The sequence below is a fragment of the Pandoraea capi genome (assembly GCF_902459735.1).
Taxonomy (GTDB): Bacteria; Pseudomonadota; Gammaproteobacteria; order Burkholderiales; family Burkholderiaceae; genus Pandoraea; species Pandoraea capi.
Window position 1 is genome coordinate 596,503 of sequence record NZ_CABPRV010000002.1, and the last position, 14,933, is coordinate 611,435.

At 63.7% G+C, this 14,933-nt stretch carries 12 protein-coding genes and 1 pseudogene; 6 read left to right on the forward strand and 7 right to left on the reverse strand.

The window, feature by feature from the left end:
• Nucleotides 1–53 precede the first annotated feature (53 nt).
• From PCA20602_RS06050 to PCA20602_RS06070, 6 genes and pseudogenes are all read right to left on the reverse strand, one after another.
• Entirely contained in the window at nucleotides 54–770 is a 717-nt protein-coding gene (locus PCA20602_RS06050; protein ID WP_150720416.1) for an ABC transporter ATP-binding protein, read from the reverse strand.
• Entirely contained in the window at nucleotides 763–1,047 is a 285-nt protein-coding gene (locus tag PCA20602_RS26355) for an ABC transporter ATP-binding protein C-terminal domain-containing protein (protein WP_425495647.1), read from the reverse strand. Before PCA20602_RS26355 ends, PCA20602_RS06050 begins: the two co-directional genes overlap by 8 nt.
• Nucleotides 1,036–1,581: pseudogene (locus PCA20602_RS06055) on the reverse strand (ABC transporter ATP-binding protein); the annotation flags it as partial. The pseudogene PCA20602_RS06055 and the gene PCA20602_RS26355, both read right to left, overlap by 12 nt.
• Complete coding sequence (locus tag PCA20602_RS06060; RefSeq protein ID WP_150720418.1) at nucleotides 1,578–2,855, reverse strand: branched-chain amino acid ABC transporter permease; 1,278 nt, start codon at nucleotides 2,853–2,855, stop codon at nucleotides 1,578–1,580. The gene PCA20602_RS06060 and the pseudogene PCA20602_RS06055, both read right to left, overlap by 4 nt.
• Nucleotides 2,855–3,802 carry a branched-chain amino acid ABC transporter permease gene (locus PCA20602_RS06065; RefSeq protein ID WP_150720419.1) on the reverse strand — a complete coding sequence of 316 codons (948 nt, stop codon included), beginning with the start codon at nucleotides 3,800–3,802 and terminating at the stop codon, nucleotides 2,855–2,857. Before PCA20602_RS06065 ends, PCA20602_RS06060 begins: the two co-directional genes overlap by 1 nt.
• A 210-nt stretch (nucleotides 3,803–4,012) precedes the next feature.
• Nucleotides 4,013–5,641, reverse strand: a complete 1,629-nt coding sequence (locus PCA20602_RS06070) for a 3-(methylthio)propionyl-CoA ligase (protein ID WP_150720420.1) — start codon at nucleotides 5,639–5,641, stop codon at nucleotides 4,013–4,015.
• Nucleotides 5,642–5,974: 333 nt separating this feature from the next.
• Between PCA20602_RS06070 and PCA20602_RS06075 the strand changes: the two genes are divergently transcribed.
• The 6 genes from PCA20602_RS06075 to PCA20602_RS06100 all read left to right on the forward strand — a co-directional run bounded on the left by PCA20602_RS06075 (nucleotide 5,975) and on the right by PCA20602_RS06100 (nucleotide 10,510).
• On the forward strand, nucleotides 5,975–7,504 hold the full coding sequence (locus tag PCA20602_RS06075) for a protein adenylyltransferase SelO (RefSeq protein WP_150720421.1): 1,530 nt from the start codon (nucleotides 5,975–5,977) through the stop codon (nucleotides 7,502–7,504).
• A 145-nt stretch (nucleotides 7,505–7,649) separates the two neighbouring features.
• The gene (gene msrB, locus PCA20602_RS06080) at nucleotides 7,650–8,072 is read left to right on the forward strand and encodes a peptide-methionine (R)-S-oxide reductase MsrB (protein ID WP_150720422.1); all 423 of its coding nucleotides are present in this window, start codon (nucleotides 7,650–7,652) and stop codon (nucleotides 8,070–8,072) included.
• 164 nt (nucleotides 8,073–8,236) lie between these two features.
• Nucleotides 8,237–8,656 carry a YgiW/YdeI family stress tolerance OB fold protein gene (locus tag PCA20602_RS06085; RefSeq protein ID WP_150720423.1) on the forward strand — a complete coding sequence of 140 codons (420 nt, stop codon included), beginning with the start codon at nucleotides 8,237–8,239 and terminating at the stop codon, nucleotides 8,654–8,656.
• 174 nt (nucleotides 8,657–8,830) lie between these two features.
• The gene (locus PCA20602_RS06090) at nucleotides 8,831–9,364 is read left to right on the forward strand and encodes a septation protein A (RefSeq protein ID WP_069343266.1); all 534 of its coding nucleotides are present in this window, start codon (nucleotides 8,831–8,833) and stop codon (nucleotides 9,362–9,364) included.
• Nucleotides 9,365–9,389: 25 nt separating this feature from the next.
• Nucleotides 9,390–9,653 (forward strand): BolA family protein, encoded by a 264-nt coding sequence (locus PCA20602_RS06095; RefSeq protein WP_039397988.1) that lies wholly within the window; start codon nucleotides 9,390–9,392, stop codon nucleotides 9,651–9,653.
• 62 nt (nucleotides 9,654–9,715) lie between these two features.
• Nucleotides 9,716–10,510 (forward strand): peptidylprolyl isomerase, encoded by a 795-nt coding sequence (locus PCA20602_RS06100; protein ID WP_150720424.1) that lies wholly within the window; start codon nucleotides 9,716–9,718, stop codon nucleotides 10,508–10,510.
• A 175-nt stretch (nucleotides 10,511–10,685) separates the two neighbouring features.
• On the opposite strand, the gene purL is transcribed toward PCA20602_RS06100, so the two are convergent.
• Entirely contained in the window at nucleotides 10,686–14,717 is a 4,032-nt protein-coding gene (purL, locus tag PCA20602_RS06105) for a phosphoribosylformylglycinamidine synthase (RefSeq protein WP_150720425.1), read from the reverse strand.
• Between the last annotated feature and the right edge of the window lie 216 nt (nucleotides 14,718–14,933).

Consider the following 14,933-nt stretch of genomic DNA (forward strand, 5'->3'; position numbering starts at 1 on the left):
GCGCCGCGCGAAATGAAGCGGCGGCAAGACGATCGTTCGATTCTAGCGCAGCGCTACACCTCGAGCCATTCACGGCGGATCTCGGGCGCGGCTGCCAGCGCGTCCGGCGTGCCTTCGAACACCAGCGCCCCACGCCCCATGACAGCGACCCGCTGCGCACAGCTAAGCGCCAGTGAGAGCTTTTGCTCGACGAGCAGAATGGCGACCCCGGTCGCACGCAGATCCGTAAGAATGCGGCCGATTCTCGCCACCACGCGTGGCGCCAGTCCCTCAGTCGGTTCGTCGACGATCAGCAGGTCCGGACCCGCCATCATCGCCCGACACAGGGAAAGCAATTGCTGTTCGCCCCCCGATAGCGATGCGGCCGGTGCATCGCGACGCGGCGCCAGTTCTTCGAAGCGCTCGAAGGCCTGCGCAAGCGTCATACCCCGCTCTGGTTCAGCCGAGGGGCGCTTCGCCCTCGCCACCCCCAACCCTAGCTGAAGGTTTTGAAGCACGGTCAGTGGGCCGAAGACATCGCGCGTCTCGGGCACGTAGCCCACGCCCAGCCTGGCGATCTGATGAGATGCCAACGAGACCAGCGATTGCCCGCGCCACCGAATCTCACCCTCGCGAGGTAATTGCCCCATGATGGCGCGCGCGAGCGTGGATCGGCCCGCGCCGTTACGGCCGAGCACGGCGACGATCTCGCCCGGCGCAACCCGCATCGTCACGCCATGCAAGACACGGCTGCCATCGTAGCCCGCTCTGACGTCGATCAGTTCAAGCATCGCGCTCGCCTCCTGCACCCGCACCGTCCAACCGGTCCGCGAATTCGCCGAGATACGCCATGCGAACGTCGGGATGGGTGCGAATGCGCGCCGGCGTGTCGCACGCGATCACGGCACCGCGTGCCAACACTGCGATTCTGTCGGCAAGCGAAAAGACGACCTGCATATCGTGTTCGATCATGAGCAGCGAACGTCCCCGGCTGAGTTCGGCGATCAGTTCGACCATGCGCGCCGACTCCGACTGGCTCATGCCCGCAGTGGGTTCGTCGAGCAACATCACACTGCCCGCCGACGCCGCGCACAAGCCGATCTCCAGCACGCGTTGTTCTGCGTAGCTCAACGCCCCCGCAGGCACATCGCGGCGTGCTTCCAGCCCCAAACGCACCAGCCACGCCTCGCTGCGACGAGTCACATCGCTTAGTCCGCGCATACGGCGCCAGAACGTATAGCGATGCCCGCTCGGCCACAGTCCCGCGCAACGCAGATGATCGATGACGCTCATCTGCCCGAACAGTTGCGACGTCTGAAAACTGCGAGACAACCCCAGCCGACTGATCACGTGCGGTGCACGCCCGGTGACATCGCGCTCACGCATCAGCACGCGCCCACCGTCTGGCCGCGTTCTTCCGGTGATCACATCGAACAAGGTACTTTTTCCCGCACCGTTCGGTCCGATGATCGCGAGCCGCTCACCTGGCGCAAGCGTAAGATCGACGCCGGTCAGCACCTGCGTGCGCCCGAACGACTTGCGCACACCGCGCACGCTCAGGGCTTGTGCAGACAGACCGTAATCCAACGATGCCGCGCTCATTGGCGTTTCTCCGCGAGGAAACCGGCAATGGCCGCCTTGCCGCGCAAATCGCGGCCAGCAAACACCGTGACGGCGATGCCGACGATCAATGTCACCGTTGCCACTCCCCACGCCCCGGAACCCAGATGCTGGCCCAGATTGCCGGGCACAGGTGAACCGTCGACGGCAAGACGAATGCCGTAGGTCATTTCAACGATGGCGACCAGCCCCGCAACGGTGAGCACCAGACCGGCGCACAACAGCACGTAGGGCTTCCAGAGCGTGCGCACGAAACCGTCGCGCCATGCGCGCCAGTGCACCGCCAACAGTCCGGCGATGCCTCCCGGCGCAAACACCACCACGGCGAGAAAGCCCAGCCCGAGATAGAGCTGCCACGCGCGCGTGATGGTCGCGAGCACGACGGTCGCGAACACGCCGACAACCGCCCCCAGCATTGGCCCCGCAAAGTAAGCGGTCCCGCCGAGCACCGTGAAGACGAGGACAACGCCCGAGCGCTCCAGACTGAACGTATCCGCACTCACCAGTTCGAAATTCAGCGCGCCCAACGAACCCGCGACGCCGGCAAACGCCGCCGCAATGATCTGCATGCGGTATCGCACAGCCGCAGGCGACTGCCCCAGAAAGGCCACGCGTGCGGCGTTATCGCGCACCGCGCGGGCAAGGAATCCCAGCGGCGTTCGCGTCACGCCATACATCGCCGCGGCACAGACGAGCAGCCACACCGCGACGAGGCCATAGACCTCTCGCTGCGTCGCGAACATCATGCCCAACCAAGGCGCGCCAAGCGTGCGATCGGTCGGTATGCCGCGCTCGCCACCGAACCATTCGGGCAACATCGCCGCCATCACCCAGACGAGTTCTGCCACCCCAAGCGTAATCATGGCGAACGTCATGCCAGCGCGACGTGTCGTGACGTAGCCCAATGTCGCACCCGCCGCACCGCCGGCCAGACCACCCGCGAACGGCACGAGCGCCATCGACACCGGCAGCCCCTGCGCGCCGATGCGATTCATGCACCACACGCCCGCATAGGCCCCGATCCCGGCGTAGGTCGCATGGCAAAAGCTCAGCAAGCCCGTGGAGCCCAGCAACAGATTAAACGACAGCGCGAGGATGGCCGCCGTCCCCATTTGGGTCAGCAGCGTGAGCGCGGCATCAGACGGAAAGCACCAGGGGGCCACAACGAGGATGACGGCAAAGGCGCCCCACACCACAATACGGCGCCGCCATGACACCGCGAGGACGTGCGGCGTACCGACGATCATGTCGTCCATCACCCCTCCCTCACGCCAAAGAGACCGCGCGGTCGCCATAACAACACCGCAACCATCAACAGATAAGGAACGGCAGGTGCCAGTTGGGCAACGCTCAAATGGAGGACGGGCGCGAGCGCATCGCCGAGCGCGCCTTGCAGCCACGAGGGATCGAGTGTGGCATCGCTCGTGACGGCCCACGTTTGCAGCAGTCCGATCAGCACGGAGGCTGCGAACGCGCCCCCCAACGACCCCAGACCGCCGACCACCACCACCACGAACACCACGCTGCCGACCGTAGCCGCCATGCCGGGTTCCGTCACCAGCACGTTGCCGCCCGCCGCCCCGGCAAGCGCCGCCAGCGCGGCCCCACAGGCGAACACGGCTGTGTATAGGGAGGGCACGTCATACCCGAGCGCCTGCGTCATCGCCGGCTGCGAGAGTGCGGCTTGCAGCACCAGCCCGGCGCGTGTCGCCCGAAACGCCACCCAGACCAGCAACGCGATCGCGCACGCGAGCCCCATCAGGAATAGCCGATAGGCCGGCACGGCAATTCCCGCAATGTGAACCAACACCCCCGCGAAGACCGCAGGCACCGCGTAATCGACCGGCCCACGGCCCCAGGCGAGCTGCACGAGCTCCACCACGAGGTATGCCAGTCCGAACGTGGCCAGTAGTTCCGCCAGCGCGCCACGCGCTCGCAAGCGCCGCAACACGCCACGCTCGAACAGCGCGCCGGCAACGCCGACGATCAGGGGCGCCACGATCAGCGCAGGCCAGAAGCCGATCGCCGTCGACAGTGCATAAGCGAAGTAGGCCCCAAGCATGTAGAAGCTGGCGTGCGCAAAATTCAGCACGCCCAGCATGCTGAAGATGAGCGTGAGTCCGCTCGACAGCATGAACAGCAGCAAGCCGTAGCTCACACCGTTCACAAGCACGAGGCCGGCGGTGGCACTCAGAAGATGCACTGCGTCTCCTTCGGAAAGCCAATGAAAGACAGGGCGCGGAGCGCCGCATCGGGGGAAATTCAGGCTGACATTATAGAGGGGACGTACGGCCGAAATCGCTCGGGATCGCTCGAAAACCGGCGTCAACAGGGCATTTGCGGCGGGGTCCGACCTTCGGCTCGGAGATTTCCGAACCGATTCCGGAGCACGCCGCCCGACATCACAGAAACATCACGGTGTCGGCGCGTAGTCGCGGAACTTCTCCCGCAGCTTGAGTTTGAGCATCTTGCCGGTGGCGGTATGGGGAATCTCGTCGACGAACACGACATCGTCCGGAATCCACCACTTCACGACACGTCCCTGATAGAACGCCAGCACCTCCTCCCGTGTCAGCGTCGCGCCCGGCTTGCGCACGACGACCAGCAGCGGCCGCTCCTCCCACTTCGGATGATGAATGGCGATGCAAGCCGCCTCGTGAATGTCCGGGTGCGCCATGGCGACGTTCTCGACGTCGATGGAACTGATCCACTCGCCCCCCGATTTGATGACGTCCTTGCTGCGATCGGTGATCTGCACGTAGCCCTCGGGATCGATCGTCGCCACGTCACCGGTCGGAAACCAACCGTCCACCAACGGCGAAGTTTCCATGCCGAAGTAGCGATCCAGCACCCATGGGCCGCGCGCATAGAGGTCGCCGAATGCCTTGCCGTCCCAAGGCAACGCTTCGCCGTCCGGGCCGACGATCTTCAGATCGACGCCATAGATCGCGGTCCCCTGTTTCTCGAGGATGTGCTGCTGCGCCGACTCCGGCAGGTCACGATGGTGCTTGCGCAGGTGGCACAACGTACCGAGCGGCGACATCTCGCTCATGCCCCACGCGTGGATGACTCGCACCCCATAATCCTTTTCGAACGATTGCAGCATGGCGGGCGGGCACGCCGATCCCCCGATCACCGTGCGCTCCAGCGTGGAGAAACGCCCGCCGATCGACTTCACATAGGTCAGCAATCCGAGCCAGACGGTCGGCACACCGGCCGAAAACGTCACCCCTTCCGCCTCGAAGAGTTCATAGAGCGATTTGCCGTCCAGGTCTTTTCCGGGGAAGACGAGCTTCGCGCCGGTCAGTGCGCTGGAATACGGCAGCCCCCAGGCGTTCACGTGGAACATCGGCACGACGGGCAGCACGGCGTCGCGCGCGGACATGCACATGGCGTCGGGCAGCGACGCGCCGAACGCATGCAACACTGTCGAGCGATGGCTGTAGAGCACGCCCTTCGGATTGCCCGTGGTGCCGGAGGTGTAGCAAAGGCCTGACGCGGTGTTCTCGTCCATCGACGGCCACTCGAAATTCCCGTCCTCTGCGGCCACGAGATCCTCATAGCAGAGCAACGACAGGTTCGACGCCGGCAAATGTTCGCGATCGGTCATCGCGATCCAGCCCTGCACCCCGGGGCATTGCGCTGCGATGGTCTCCACCAGTGGCAGGAAGTTGATGTCGAAGGCGACGTAACGATCTTCCGCGTGGTTGACGATGTAGGCGATCTGTTCGGGAAACAACCGGGGATTGACGGTATGCACCACGCTGCCCATGCCCGATACGGCGTAATACAGTTCGAGGTGACGATATCCGTTCCATGCCAGCGTACCCACGCGCTCGCCGTCGCCCACGCCCAGACGCCGCAACGCCTGGGCAAGCTTGCGCGCGCGCTGCTCGGCGTCGCGCCAGGTATAGCGATGTATGTCACCCTCGACTCGGCGAGACACGATCTCGGTGTCGCCGTGGTGACGTGCGGCATGGGTGAGCAGCGAGGAAATCAGGAGCGGCGCGGCCATCATCTGGCCGAGGAGCGGTGTTGCCATACGTCGAATCTCCAGAAAAGTCGGAATAACCGGAATTACGGGGATACGTCTGGAACGGCGGTCGGTAACACTGGGAACGTCGAAAGCCTCGGGAACGCGTGAGCATCGCCCGATGGACAGGCGGTGCATTGTCTTGCGGACCGACAAGCGGCAGCGCACGATGCGTGCACTTGCGCCCGTCGACGTGAATCATTCTTGACGGGCCGGCCCGGCGGGTCAACGCCCATCGCTTGTGCGGCGCAGCACACGTCACGCGCTGCCAGTGTACGCAACCCGGCAGCAAGCGACGGACACCTCAAGTAGAATGTTTGTTCACCATCAGGAACGTCCCCAATGCCGGCCACCGACCGCCCCGCCCCTGTTCCCACCGCCGTATCCGCATCGCTCAAGCCGTTCGGACCGCTATCTTTGACGAACCGTTTCGCGACGCTCGGGCCCACCTTCTACACGCGTCTGCCACCGCAACCCTTGCCCGAGCCGTATCTCGTGGGGTTTTCTGCGGATGCAGCCCGACTGCTCGGCTGGTCGCCTGAGGCGGCGCGGGATCCGGAGTTTCTCGCCACGTTCGCGGGCAATGCGCCGTTGGCCGGAGGTGACCCGCTTGCCAGCGTGTATTCCGGCCATCAGTTCGGCGTCTGGGCAGGTCAGTTGGGCGACGGTCGTGCGCTGCTGCTCGGCGAGTCGGATGGCCCCGGCGGACGCTGGGAAATCCAGCTCAAGGGCGGTGGCCTTACCCCTTATTCGCGGATGGGCGACGGACGCGCTGTGCTGCGTTCGTCGATTCGTGAATTCCTCGGCTCCGAAGCGATGTTCCACCTTGGCGTGCCGACCACGCGTGCGCTGTGCGTCATCGGCTCCGACGCCCCGGTGCGACGCGAAACCATCGAGACGGCCGCCGTCGTGACGCGCCTGTCGCCGAGTTTCATCCGCTTTGGCCACTTCGAGCATTTCTGGGCCGGCGATCAATACGAAGCGCTGCGTCAGCTCGCCGACTTCACCATCGATCATCACTACCCGCACTGCCGCGAGGAGGCCAACCCTTATCTCGCGCTGCTGAGCGCCGTGTGCGATGCGACGGCCGAGCTCGTCGCACATTGGCAAGCCGTCGGTTTCTGTCACGGGGTGATGAATACCGACAACATGTCGATGCTCGGTCTGACGATCGATTACGGCCCGTTCGGTTTTCTCGACGGCTTCAACGCCCACCACATCTGCAACCACTCCGATACGCAGGGTCGTTATGCGTATCAGGCGCAGCCCAATGTGGCCTACTGGAATCTGTTCTGCCTCGCGCAATCGCTGCTGCCGTTGTTCGGTGAGGGGGAAGCCGCCATCGAGCAGGCACAGTCCGTACTGCCCGTCTTCAAGACGCGCTTCGCCGAGGAAATCGATCTGCGCATGCGGGCCAAGCTGGGCCTGCGCGAATCGCATGCCGACGATGAAACGCTCATCAATCGTCTGTTCAAGCTGATGCACGAGGGCCGGGTCGACTTCACGCATCTGTTCCGCACACTTGCCACGCTCCAGATCGACAATTCCGACGCCGATGCGCCGCTGCGCGATATGTTCATCGACCGTCTGGGTTTCGATGCATGGGCCGTGGATTACCGCGCTCGTCTGCGTCATGAAGCCAGCACGGACGCAAAGCGCGCCGTGGCGATGCGACTCGTCAATCCGAAATACATCCTGCGCAACCATCTGGCGGAAGTCGCCATCCGGCGGGCCAACGAGAAAGACTTCTCCGAGGTCGAGACGTTGCTCAAGGTGCTCTCGCATCCGTACGACGAACAGCCGGAATTCGAGCGCTACGCCGAGTTGCCGCCTGACTGGGCCGGCCAGCTCGAAGTCAGTTGCTCGTCCTGACCTACGCATAGGGCAAGCGCGGTGGCAGCGGCCGCAGTCCATTGCAAATCGCCGCCTCGCCCCCATCTTTGCCCTGTTCGACGCACGCTGAACCGATATGTCGCGCGGCAGCCCCACCGGGTTCGCCGCCCCTCAGGAGACTCTCATGAGCAATGTGGAAAAGACCGACGCCGAATGGCGTGCCCAACTCGATGACGTCGAGTATCAGATCACCCGTCACGCCGCGACCGAGCGCGCCTTCACCGGCCGTTACTGGGATCACTGGAAAGATGGCACGTACCGCTGCATTTGCTGTGGCGAACCGCTGTTCGAGTCGACCGAGAAATTCGATGCCGGCTGCGGCTGGCCGAGCTATTCGAAGCCGGTCGAAGGCGCCAGGATCGACGAAGTCACCGATTACAGCCATGGCATGGTGCGTGTGGAAGTGCGCTGCCACAATTGCGACGCGCACCTCGGGCACGTCTTCGAAGACGGCCCTCAACCGACCGGCCTGCGTTACTGCATCAACTCGGCGTCGCTGAATTTCGAGGACAAGGAAGGCAAGTCCGACAAATCGACGCAGGACTGAGGGTAAGCTATCAACCAGCGGACGCTTCGGCGTCCGCTTCCAAAATGCGGCCATGCGCCGCTGACTAGCGGTGAAATGTCGTGAAATTAGCGGCGTTCGCCCGAAATTTGCGTTTTTTGGCTATAGGCTTGCGTCCACCTGACTTTTTATTGGGAGCCCTTGTCATGTCCAAGAAATCGGATCGCCGTCTCACTCTTGCCCTCGCCGCCTCGCTGATCGCCGGGGGCGCCGCCCTCAGCTTGCCCGCTCAGGCGCAAATCAATGTGCCGCAGGCAGGCGGCACGGCCGGTGGCACTATCGCCGTGCCTTCGGTCATGCCCCGCGCCGTGACCGTCGAACAGGCGCTCAAGGCCCCGAAAGACATGGAAGCCGTGATCGAAGGCCACATCGTCAATCAGCTCAGGCACGAGCACTACACGTTCAAGGACGCCTCCGGCACGATCGAAGTCGAGATCGACGACAAGTATCTGCCGACCGGACGTCAGATTACCGACAAGACGCTGATACGCATCATCGGCGAGGTCGACACCCATCGTATGAAGCCGAATGACATCGATGTGAAGCGCATCGAATTCGTCGAGTAAGTCTCTCGCGGCGTCCTGTGCTTGCGCGACGCCGCCGTCCCGGCTTTCGGACACTGGCCCGTTCTTGTCCCATTCCTGGGCCGGGCCTTTGAAATATAATGCGGGTTTGCTCCCTGGCGCTTCGTGCCAGGAAGCGAGAACACGGAAACCCCGAAGCCCCCAAGCCGAGACTTCATGAAATTTCTCTTCGACCTGTTACCGGTCATCCTGTTTTTCGTCGCCTTCAAATTCGCCGGCATTTATGTCGCTACCGGCATCGCGATCGTCACGACGATTGCCCAGGTCATCTGGATGTGGCTGCGTCACCGCAAGGTCGAGCCCATGCAGTGGGTGAGTCTGGCAATCATCGTCGTGTTCGGCGGTGCGACCATGCTCCTGCACGACGAAACGTTCATCAAATGGAAGCCGACGGCGCTGTACTGGCTCTTCGGTATCACGCTGTTCGTCGCCGAACTGATGTTCAACAAGAACCTGATTCGCGCGATGATGGAAAAGCAGATGGCTTTGCCAGAACACCTCTGGCGCGCCGTAAACTTCAGCTGGGCGCTGTTCTTCCTCGTGATGGGCGTGCTGAATCTGGTCATCGCGTACCACTTCTCCACCGACACCTGGGTTGACTTCAAGCTCTTCGGCGGCATGGGCCTCATGGTCGTGTTCATCGTGGTGCAGAGCCTGTGGCTCGCCAAGTACATCAAGCAGGACGAGTAACGTCGTTCGTCAGGAAGCTATCGCCATGACCATGGAACAGCAAATCGAAGCGCGGCTCACCGCTGCGCTTTCCCCGCTCGAATTCGCGCTCGAGAACGACAGTGCGCGGCACGCCGGTCACGCCGGCGCCGCCTCGGGCGGCCATTACAACGTGCGCATCGTATCTGCGGCGTTTACCGGACGTAACCGCGTTGCGCGTCACCGCCTGGTGTATGATGCGTTGGCCGATTTGATGCAGAACGGCATTCACGCCCTCGCCATCGTTGCGCTCGCCCCGGGCGAAGCGTAACTCGCATGCGACGCGTCCCCCGTCGATTAACCTTGCCTTCGTCATTCGTTAGGAAAAACAGCATGGCATTGAAACTCGCCCGCACGGCACTGGCGCTCGGCGCCGCCGTGTCGCTGACCGCCGTCTCCCTCCCCGCCCTCGCCCAGAACGTTGCCGTCGTGAACGGCACGCCGGTGCCTGTGGCCCGCGCCGACGCCATGGTGCGTGAAATGGTGCGTCAGGGTCAGCCGAACTCGCCGCAACTGCAACAGCAGGTGCGCGAAGAGCTGGTCAAGCGCGAAGTGCTCGCGCAGGCCGCCATCAGCAAGGGTCTCGCCACTGACCCGGCCGTCAAGCAGCAGATCAAGCTCGCCGAGCAAGGCGTGCTCATCCGCGCACTGATCGCCGACTTCCAGAAGACGTCGCCGGTCACCGATACCGAGTTGCAAGCGCGTTACGACCAGTTGAAGAAGCAGTTCGGCGACAAGGAATATCACGCCCGTCACATTCTGGTGCCGAGCGAAGATACCGCCAAGGACATCATCGCGAAGCTCAAGGGCGGCGCGAAGTTCGCCGATCTGGCCAAGCAATATTCGAAGGATCCGGGTTCGGCGCAAAACGGCGGAGACCTCGACTGGTCGCCGGCCAACGCCTATGTGCCCGAGTTCGCCGACGCGCTGCAAAAGCTGCAAAAGGGCCAGTACTCGCAAACGCCGGTCAAGACGCAGTTCGGCTATCACGTGCTCGAACTCGACGACGTTCGCGACGCGCAGGTCCCGCCGCTCTCCGACGTCAAGCCGCAGTTGATGCAGCAGATGCAGGAAGAGAAGCTGCAAGGCTTTATCGACGGTCTGGAAAAGAAGGCCAAGATTCAGTAAGCGGTTCGCTTGCCGATGCCATAAGAAAATCCCGCCTCACGGCGGGATTTTTGTTTGGACTCAAGACATCCCCAAATGAAAAAACCGCTTACCCCCTGACGGGGCAAGCGGTTTTCTGGCAGTGCTTGCGAGACGACTTCGCGATCCGCTGCGAAGTCATCGTCGACTCACGCGATCAGGCCACCCAACGACGGGCGTTACGGAACATGCGCATCCACGGGCTATCTTCGCCCCACTGCTCCGGCGCCCAGCTCATCTGTACGGTGCGGAACACGCGCTCCGGGTGCGGCATCATCACAGTGAAACGGCCGTCGCCGGTCGTGACCGCCGTCAGGCCGCGCGGCGAACCGTTCGGGTTGAACGGATATTGCTCGGTCGGCTGACCACGATGGTCGACGAAACGCATGGCAGCGATCGCCTGATCGATGTTGCCCTGCTGACCGAAGTTAGCGAAGCCTTCACCGTGCGCAATGACGATCGGCAACTGCGAGCCGGCCATGTCCTTGAAGAACAGCGACGGCGAATCGAGCACTTCGACTTGCGTGAGACGCGCTTCGTACTTCGACTGGTTGTACGTGAACTTCGGCCATGCCGCTGCGCCCGGGATCAGGTTCGACAGGTTGCTCATCATCTGGCAACCGTTACAGACACCCAGCGCAAACGTGTCGGCGCGATTGAAGAAGCCCGCGAACTGCTCGGCCAGCGACGGGTTGAACAGAATCGTCTTGGCCCAGCCCTCACCGGCGCCCAGCGTGTCGCCATACGAGAAACCACCGCACGCGATGAAGCCCTTGAACGCCTCCAGCGAGTGACGGCCCGCAAGCAGATCGCTCATGTGGACGTCATAAGCTTCGAAACCGGCCTTGTCCAGCACGTAAGCCATTTCCAGATGCGAGTTCACGCCCTGCTCGCGCAGGATCGCGACCTTCGGACGCGCGCCCGTCGAAACGAACGGCGCCGCCACATCTTCGCTCGGGTCGAACGTCAGCTTCGGCGAGAGGCCCGGGTCGCTCGTGTCGTTCAGTGCTTCGTACTCGGCATCGGCCGCCGCCGGGTTGTCGCGCAGACGCGCGATACGCCAGCTCACTTCCGTCCACACGCGTTGCAGTTCGGCACGCGACGCACCGAAGATCTTCTTGGCGTCGCGGTAGATTTCGATGACGTCGTTCGTATTCGGCTTGCCGATCACGTTCGTGACCGACGACAGGCCCGCTTCGCGCAACGTCTGCAGTACGGCATCGCGCTCTGCGGCGCGCACCTGAATCACGCCACCCAACTCTTCCGAGAAGAGCGCACGCAACGTCTTGTCTTCACGACGGCCCACCGTCTGCTTCGCCCAATCCTTGGCGTCGCCATAGTCGGACTCGAAGCCTTCGTCGAGCGTCAGCATGTCGACGTTGAGTGAGACACCGACGTGACCGGCAAACGCCATTTCCGCCACCGTCGCGAACAGACCACCGTCCGAACGATCGTGATAGGCGAGCAGCTTGCCGTCGCGGTTGAGCTTCTGAATCACGTCGAAGAAGCGCTGGAGGTCGGCCGGATCATCCAGATCCGGCGTGACGTCGCCGATCTGCTGCGTGACCTGCGCGAGGATACTGCCGCCCAGACGATTCTTGCTGTGGCCCAGATCGATGGCGATCAGCACCGTTTCGCCGGCATCTGCAACCGAACGCAGTTGCGGCGTGAGATGACGGCGAACGTCTTCCACCGGGGCGAACGCCGAGACGATCAGCGAGACCGGGGCGACCACGTCCTTCGCACGCCCCGCGTCATCCCACTTGGTGCGCATCGACAGCGAATCCTTGCCCACCGGAATCGACAGGCCCAGCGCCGGGCAAAGCTCCATGCCGACGGCCTTCACGGTGTCGAACAGCGCGGCGTCTTCGCCCTCCGTGCCGCAGGCCGCCATCCAGTTGGCCGACAGCTTGATCTGGTCGAGCGACGCAATCGGCGCAGCCGCAATGTTGGTGATGGCTTCGCCAACCGCCATGCGTCCCGATGCCGGGGCGTCGATGACGGCCAGCGGCGTGCGCTCGCCCATCGTCATCGCTTCGCCGCGATACCCGGCGTAGTCCATCAGCGAGATGGCGCAATCGGCTACCGGCACCTGCCACGGACCGACCATCTGATCGCGTGCAGTCAGACCGCCCACGGTACGGTCGCCGATGGTAATCAGAAAGGACTTGCTGGCCACCGTCGGGTGACGCAGCACCGCACGCGCCACGTCGTCGAGCGACAGGCCGGTCACGTCGACCGGCGGCAGTTCCTGCTTCGCGCGCTTGACGTCGCGGTGCATGCGCGGCGGTTTGCCGAGCAGCACGTCCATCGGCATGTCGACCGGGTCCGGCGACTCCGGATGCATCGGATCGACGAGCTTCAGCTGACGCTCGTCCGTGGCGATACCCACGACCGCCACCGGGCAACGCTCGCGCTGGCAAATTTCCTGGAACGCCGGGAAGCTGTCCGGCGCAATGGCGAGCACGTAGCGCTCCTGCGCTTCGTTACTCCAGATTTCGGCCGGCGACATGCCCGACTCTTCGAGCTGCACCTGACGCAGGTCGAAACGCGCGCCCTTGCTGGCGCCGTCGACCAGTTCGGGGAACGCGTTCGAAATCCCGCCCGCGCCCACGTCGTGAATCGACAGGATCGGGTTGGCTTCGCCCTGACGCCAGCACCAGTTGATGACTTCCTGCGCACGGCGCTCGATTTCCGGGTTGCCACGCTGCACCGAATCGAAGTCGAGTTCAGCCGTGTTGGTACCCGTCGCCATCGAGCTGGCGGCGCCGCCGCCCATCCCGATGCGCATGCCCGGGCCGCCGATCTGGATGAGCAGCGTACCGGCCGGCAGGTCGTGCTTGTGCGTATGCTGCGCGGCGATGTTGCCCATGCCGCCCGCGATCATGATCGGCTTGTGATAGCCGCGCACACGACCGCCCACGTTCTGTTCGTAGGCGCGGAAGTAACCGCCGAGGTTCGGGCGGCCGAATTCGTTGTTGAACGCAGCGCCGCCGAGCGGGCCGTCGATCATGATCTGAAGCGGCGACGCAATACGATCCGGGCGACCATAATCGCCCCCAGTGTCCTCCGGCTTGCGCAGCGACGGCGGCACCGCCACGTCGCGATCGGTTTCCCACGATTCGCGCGCGTCCGGCAGCGCCAGATTCGAGACGGTGAACCCCGTCAGGCCCGACTTCGGCGTGGATCCACGGCCCGTCGCGCCTTCGTCGCGAATCTCGCCGCCCGCGCCCGTCGAGGCGCCGGGGAACGGCGAAATGGCGGTCGGGTGGTTGTGCGTCTCCACCTTCATCAGCGTGTGCGTGAGTTCGACGCTGCGGCCGTACTTGCCATCGGCGCCGCGCGGATACCAGCGCTCGACTTCGGCGCCTTCCATCACCGAAGCGTTGTCCGAATACGCCACCACCGTGCCCTGCGGGTGCAGTTGGTGCGTGTTCTTGATCATCTGGAACAGCGACTTGTCCTGCACCTGGCCGTCGATGGTCCAGTTCGCATTGAAAATCTTGTGGCGGCAGTGTTCGCTGTTGGCCTGCGCGAACATCATCAGTTCGACGTCGGTCGGGTTACGCTTGAGCGACGTGAAGGCATCGACCAGATAATCGATCTCGTCTTCGGCCAGCGCCAGCCCCAGATCCCGGTTCGCGGCTTCGAGCGCGCTGCGGCCTGCGCCGATCACGTCGATCGTCTGCAGCGGCTTGGCCGGCAGTTCGACGAAGAGCGCTTCGGCGTCCTTGCGCGTGGCGACAACCGCTTCGGTCATACGGTCGTGCAGCACGGCGGCGACCTGCACCAGCACCTCGGGCGCGAGCGACTTCTTGCCGCCCAGCAGGCCCGACTTCACGCCGATCGTGTATTCGACGGCGCGCTCGATGCGACGTACGTGGTCGATACCGCAGTTGCGGGCGATATCGGTGGCCTTGCTCGCCCACGGCGAAATCGTGCCCAGACGCGGGATCACCAACAGTTGATCGCCGACCGGCTCCTCGCGTACCGGCTCACCGTAAGTGAGCAGACCGGCCACGCGCGCCACGTCGTCATTCGAGAGCGGTTCGGCACTGGCTACGAGGTGCACGTAGCGGGCGTCGATGCGCACGATCGAACTGTCGATGGCTTGCAGGGTCTGCAGAAGACGTTGCTGGCGGAATTCGGAGAGCGCCAAGGCGCCGGCGAAGCAGGCAATGTGAGTCATGGAAGGACGGAAGGCGAGGCGTTCAGAACGCGGGGGAACGACAAACCGGGATTATACCCTGCTTACCCCGGGTTATACCCGAGTGTGAGACGGTCATTCTTGGTGGCGTCCCGCCCTGTGAGGGCGTCTCTCTGGTAACCTATGCGCCCCGTATCCAAACGGGCCGCGATGCACCCGATTTTGGCCGCCATGGGTCGATTACGGTCGATTTCCGCC

Bases quoted from the DNA above. Each gene is read 5' to 3' on its own strand.
- PCA20602_RS06085 (WP_150720423.1), top strand. From the start codon at position 8,237: ATGTCCAAGAAATCGGATCGCCGTCTCACTCTTGCCCTCGCCGCCTCG.
- PCA20602_RS06070 (WP_150720420.1), bottom strand. From the start codon at position 5,641: ATGGCAACACCGCTCCTCGGCCAGATGATGGCCGCGCCGCTCCTGATT.
- purL (WP_150720425.1), bottom strand. From the start codon at position 14,717: ATGACTCACATTGCCTGCTTCGCCGGCGCCTTGGCGCTCTCCGAATTC.
- PCA20602_RS06075 (WP_150720421.1), top strand. From the start codon at position 5,975: ATGCCGGCCACCGACCGCCCCGCCCCTGTTCCCACCGCCGTATCCGCA.
- PCA20602_RS06095 (WP_039397988.1), top strand. From the start codon at position 9,390: ATGACCATGGAACAGCAAATCGAAGCGCGGCTCACCGCTGCGCTTTCC.
- PCA20602_RS06100 (WP_150720424.1), top strand. From the start codon at position 9,716: ATGGCATTGAAACTCGCCCGCACGGCACTGGCGCTCGGCGCCGCCGTG.
- PCA20602_RS26355 (WP_425495647.1), bottom strand. From the start codon at position 1,047: ATGTTGCTCGACGAACCCACTGCGGGCATGAGCCAGTCGGAGTCGGCG.
- PCA20602_RS06050 (WP_150720416.1), bottom strand. From the start codon at position 770: ATGCTTGAACTGATCGACGTCAGAGCGGGCTACGATGGCAGCCGTGTC.
- msrB (WP_150720422.1), top strand. From the start codon at position 7,650: ATGAGCAATGTGGAAAAGACCGACGCCGAATGGCGTGCCCAACTCGAT.
- PCA20602_RS06060 (WP_150720418.1), bottom strand. From the start codon at position 2,855: ATGGACGACATGATCGTCGGTACGCCGCACGTCCTCGCGGTGTCATGG.
- PCA20602_RS06090 (WP_069343266.1), top strand. From the start codon at position 8,831: ATGAAATTTCTCTTCGACCTGTTACCGGTCATCCTGTTTTTCGTCGCC.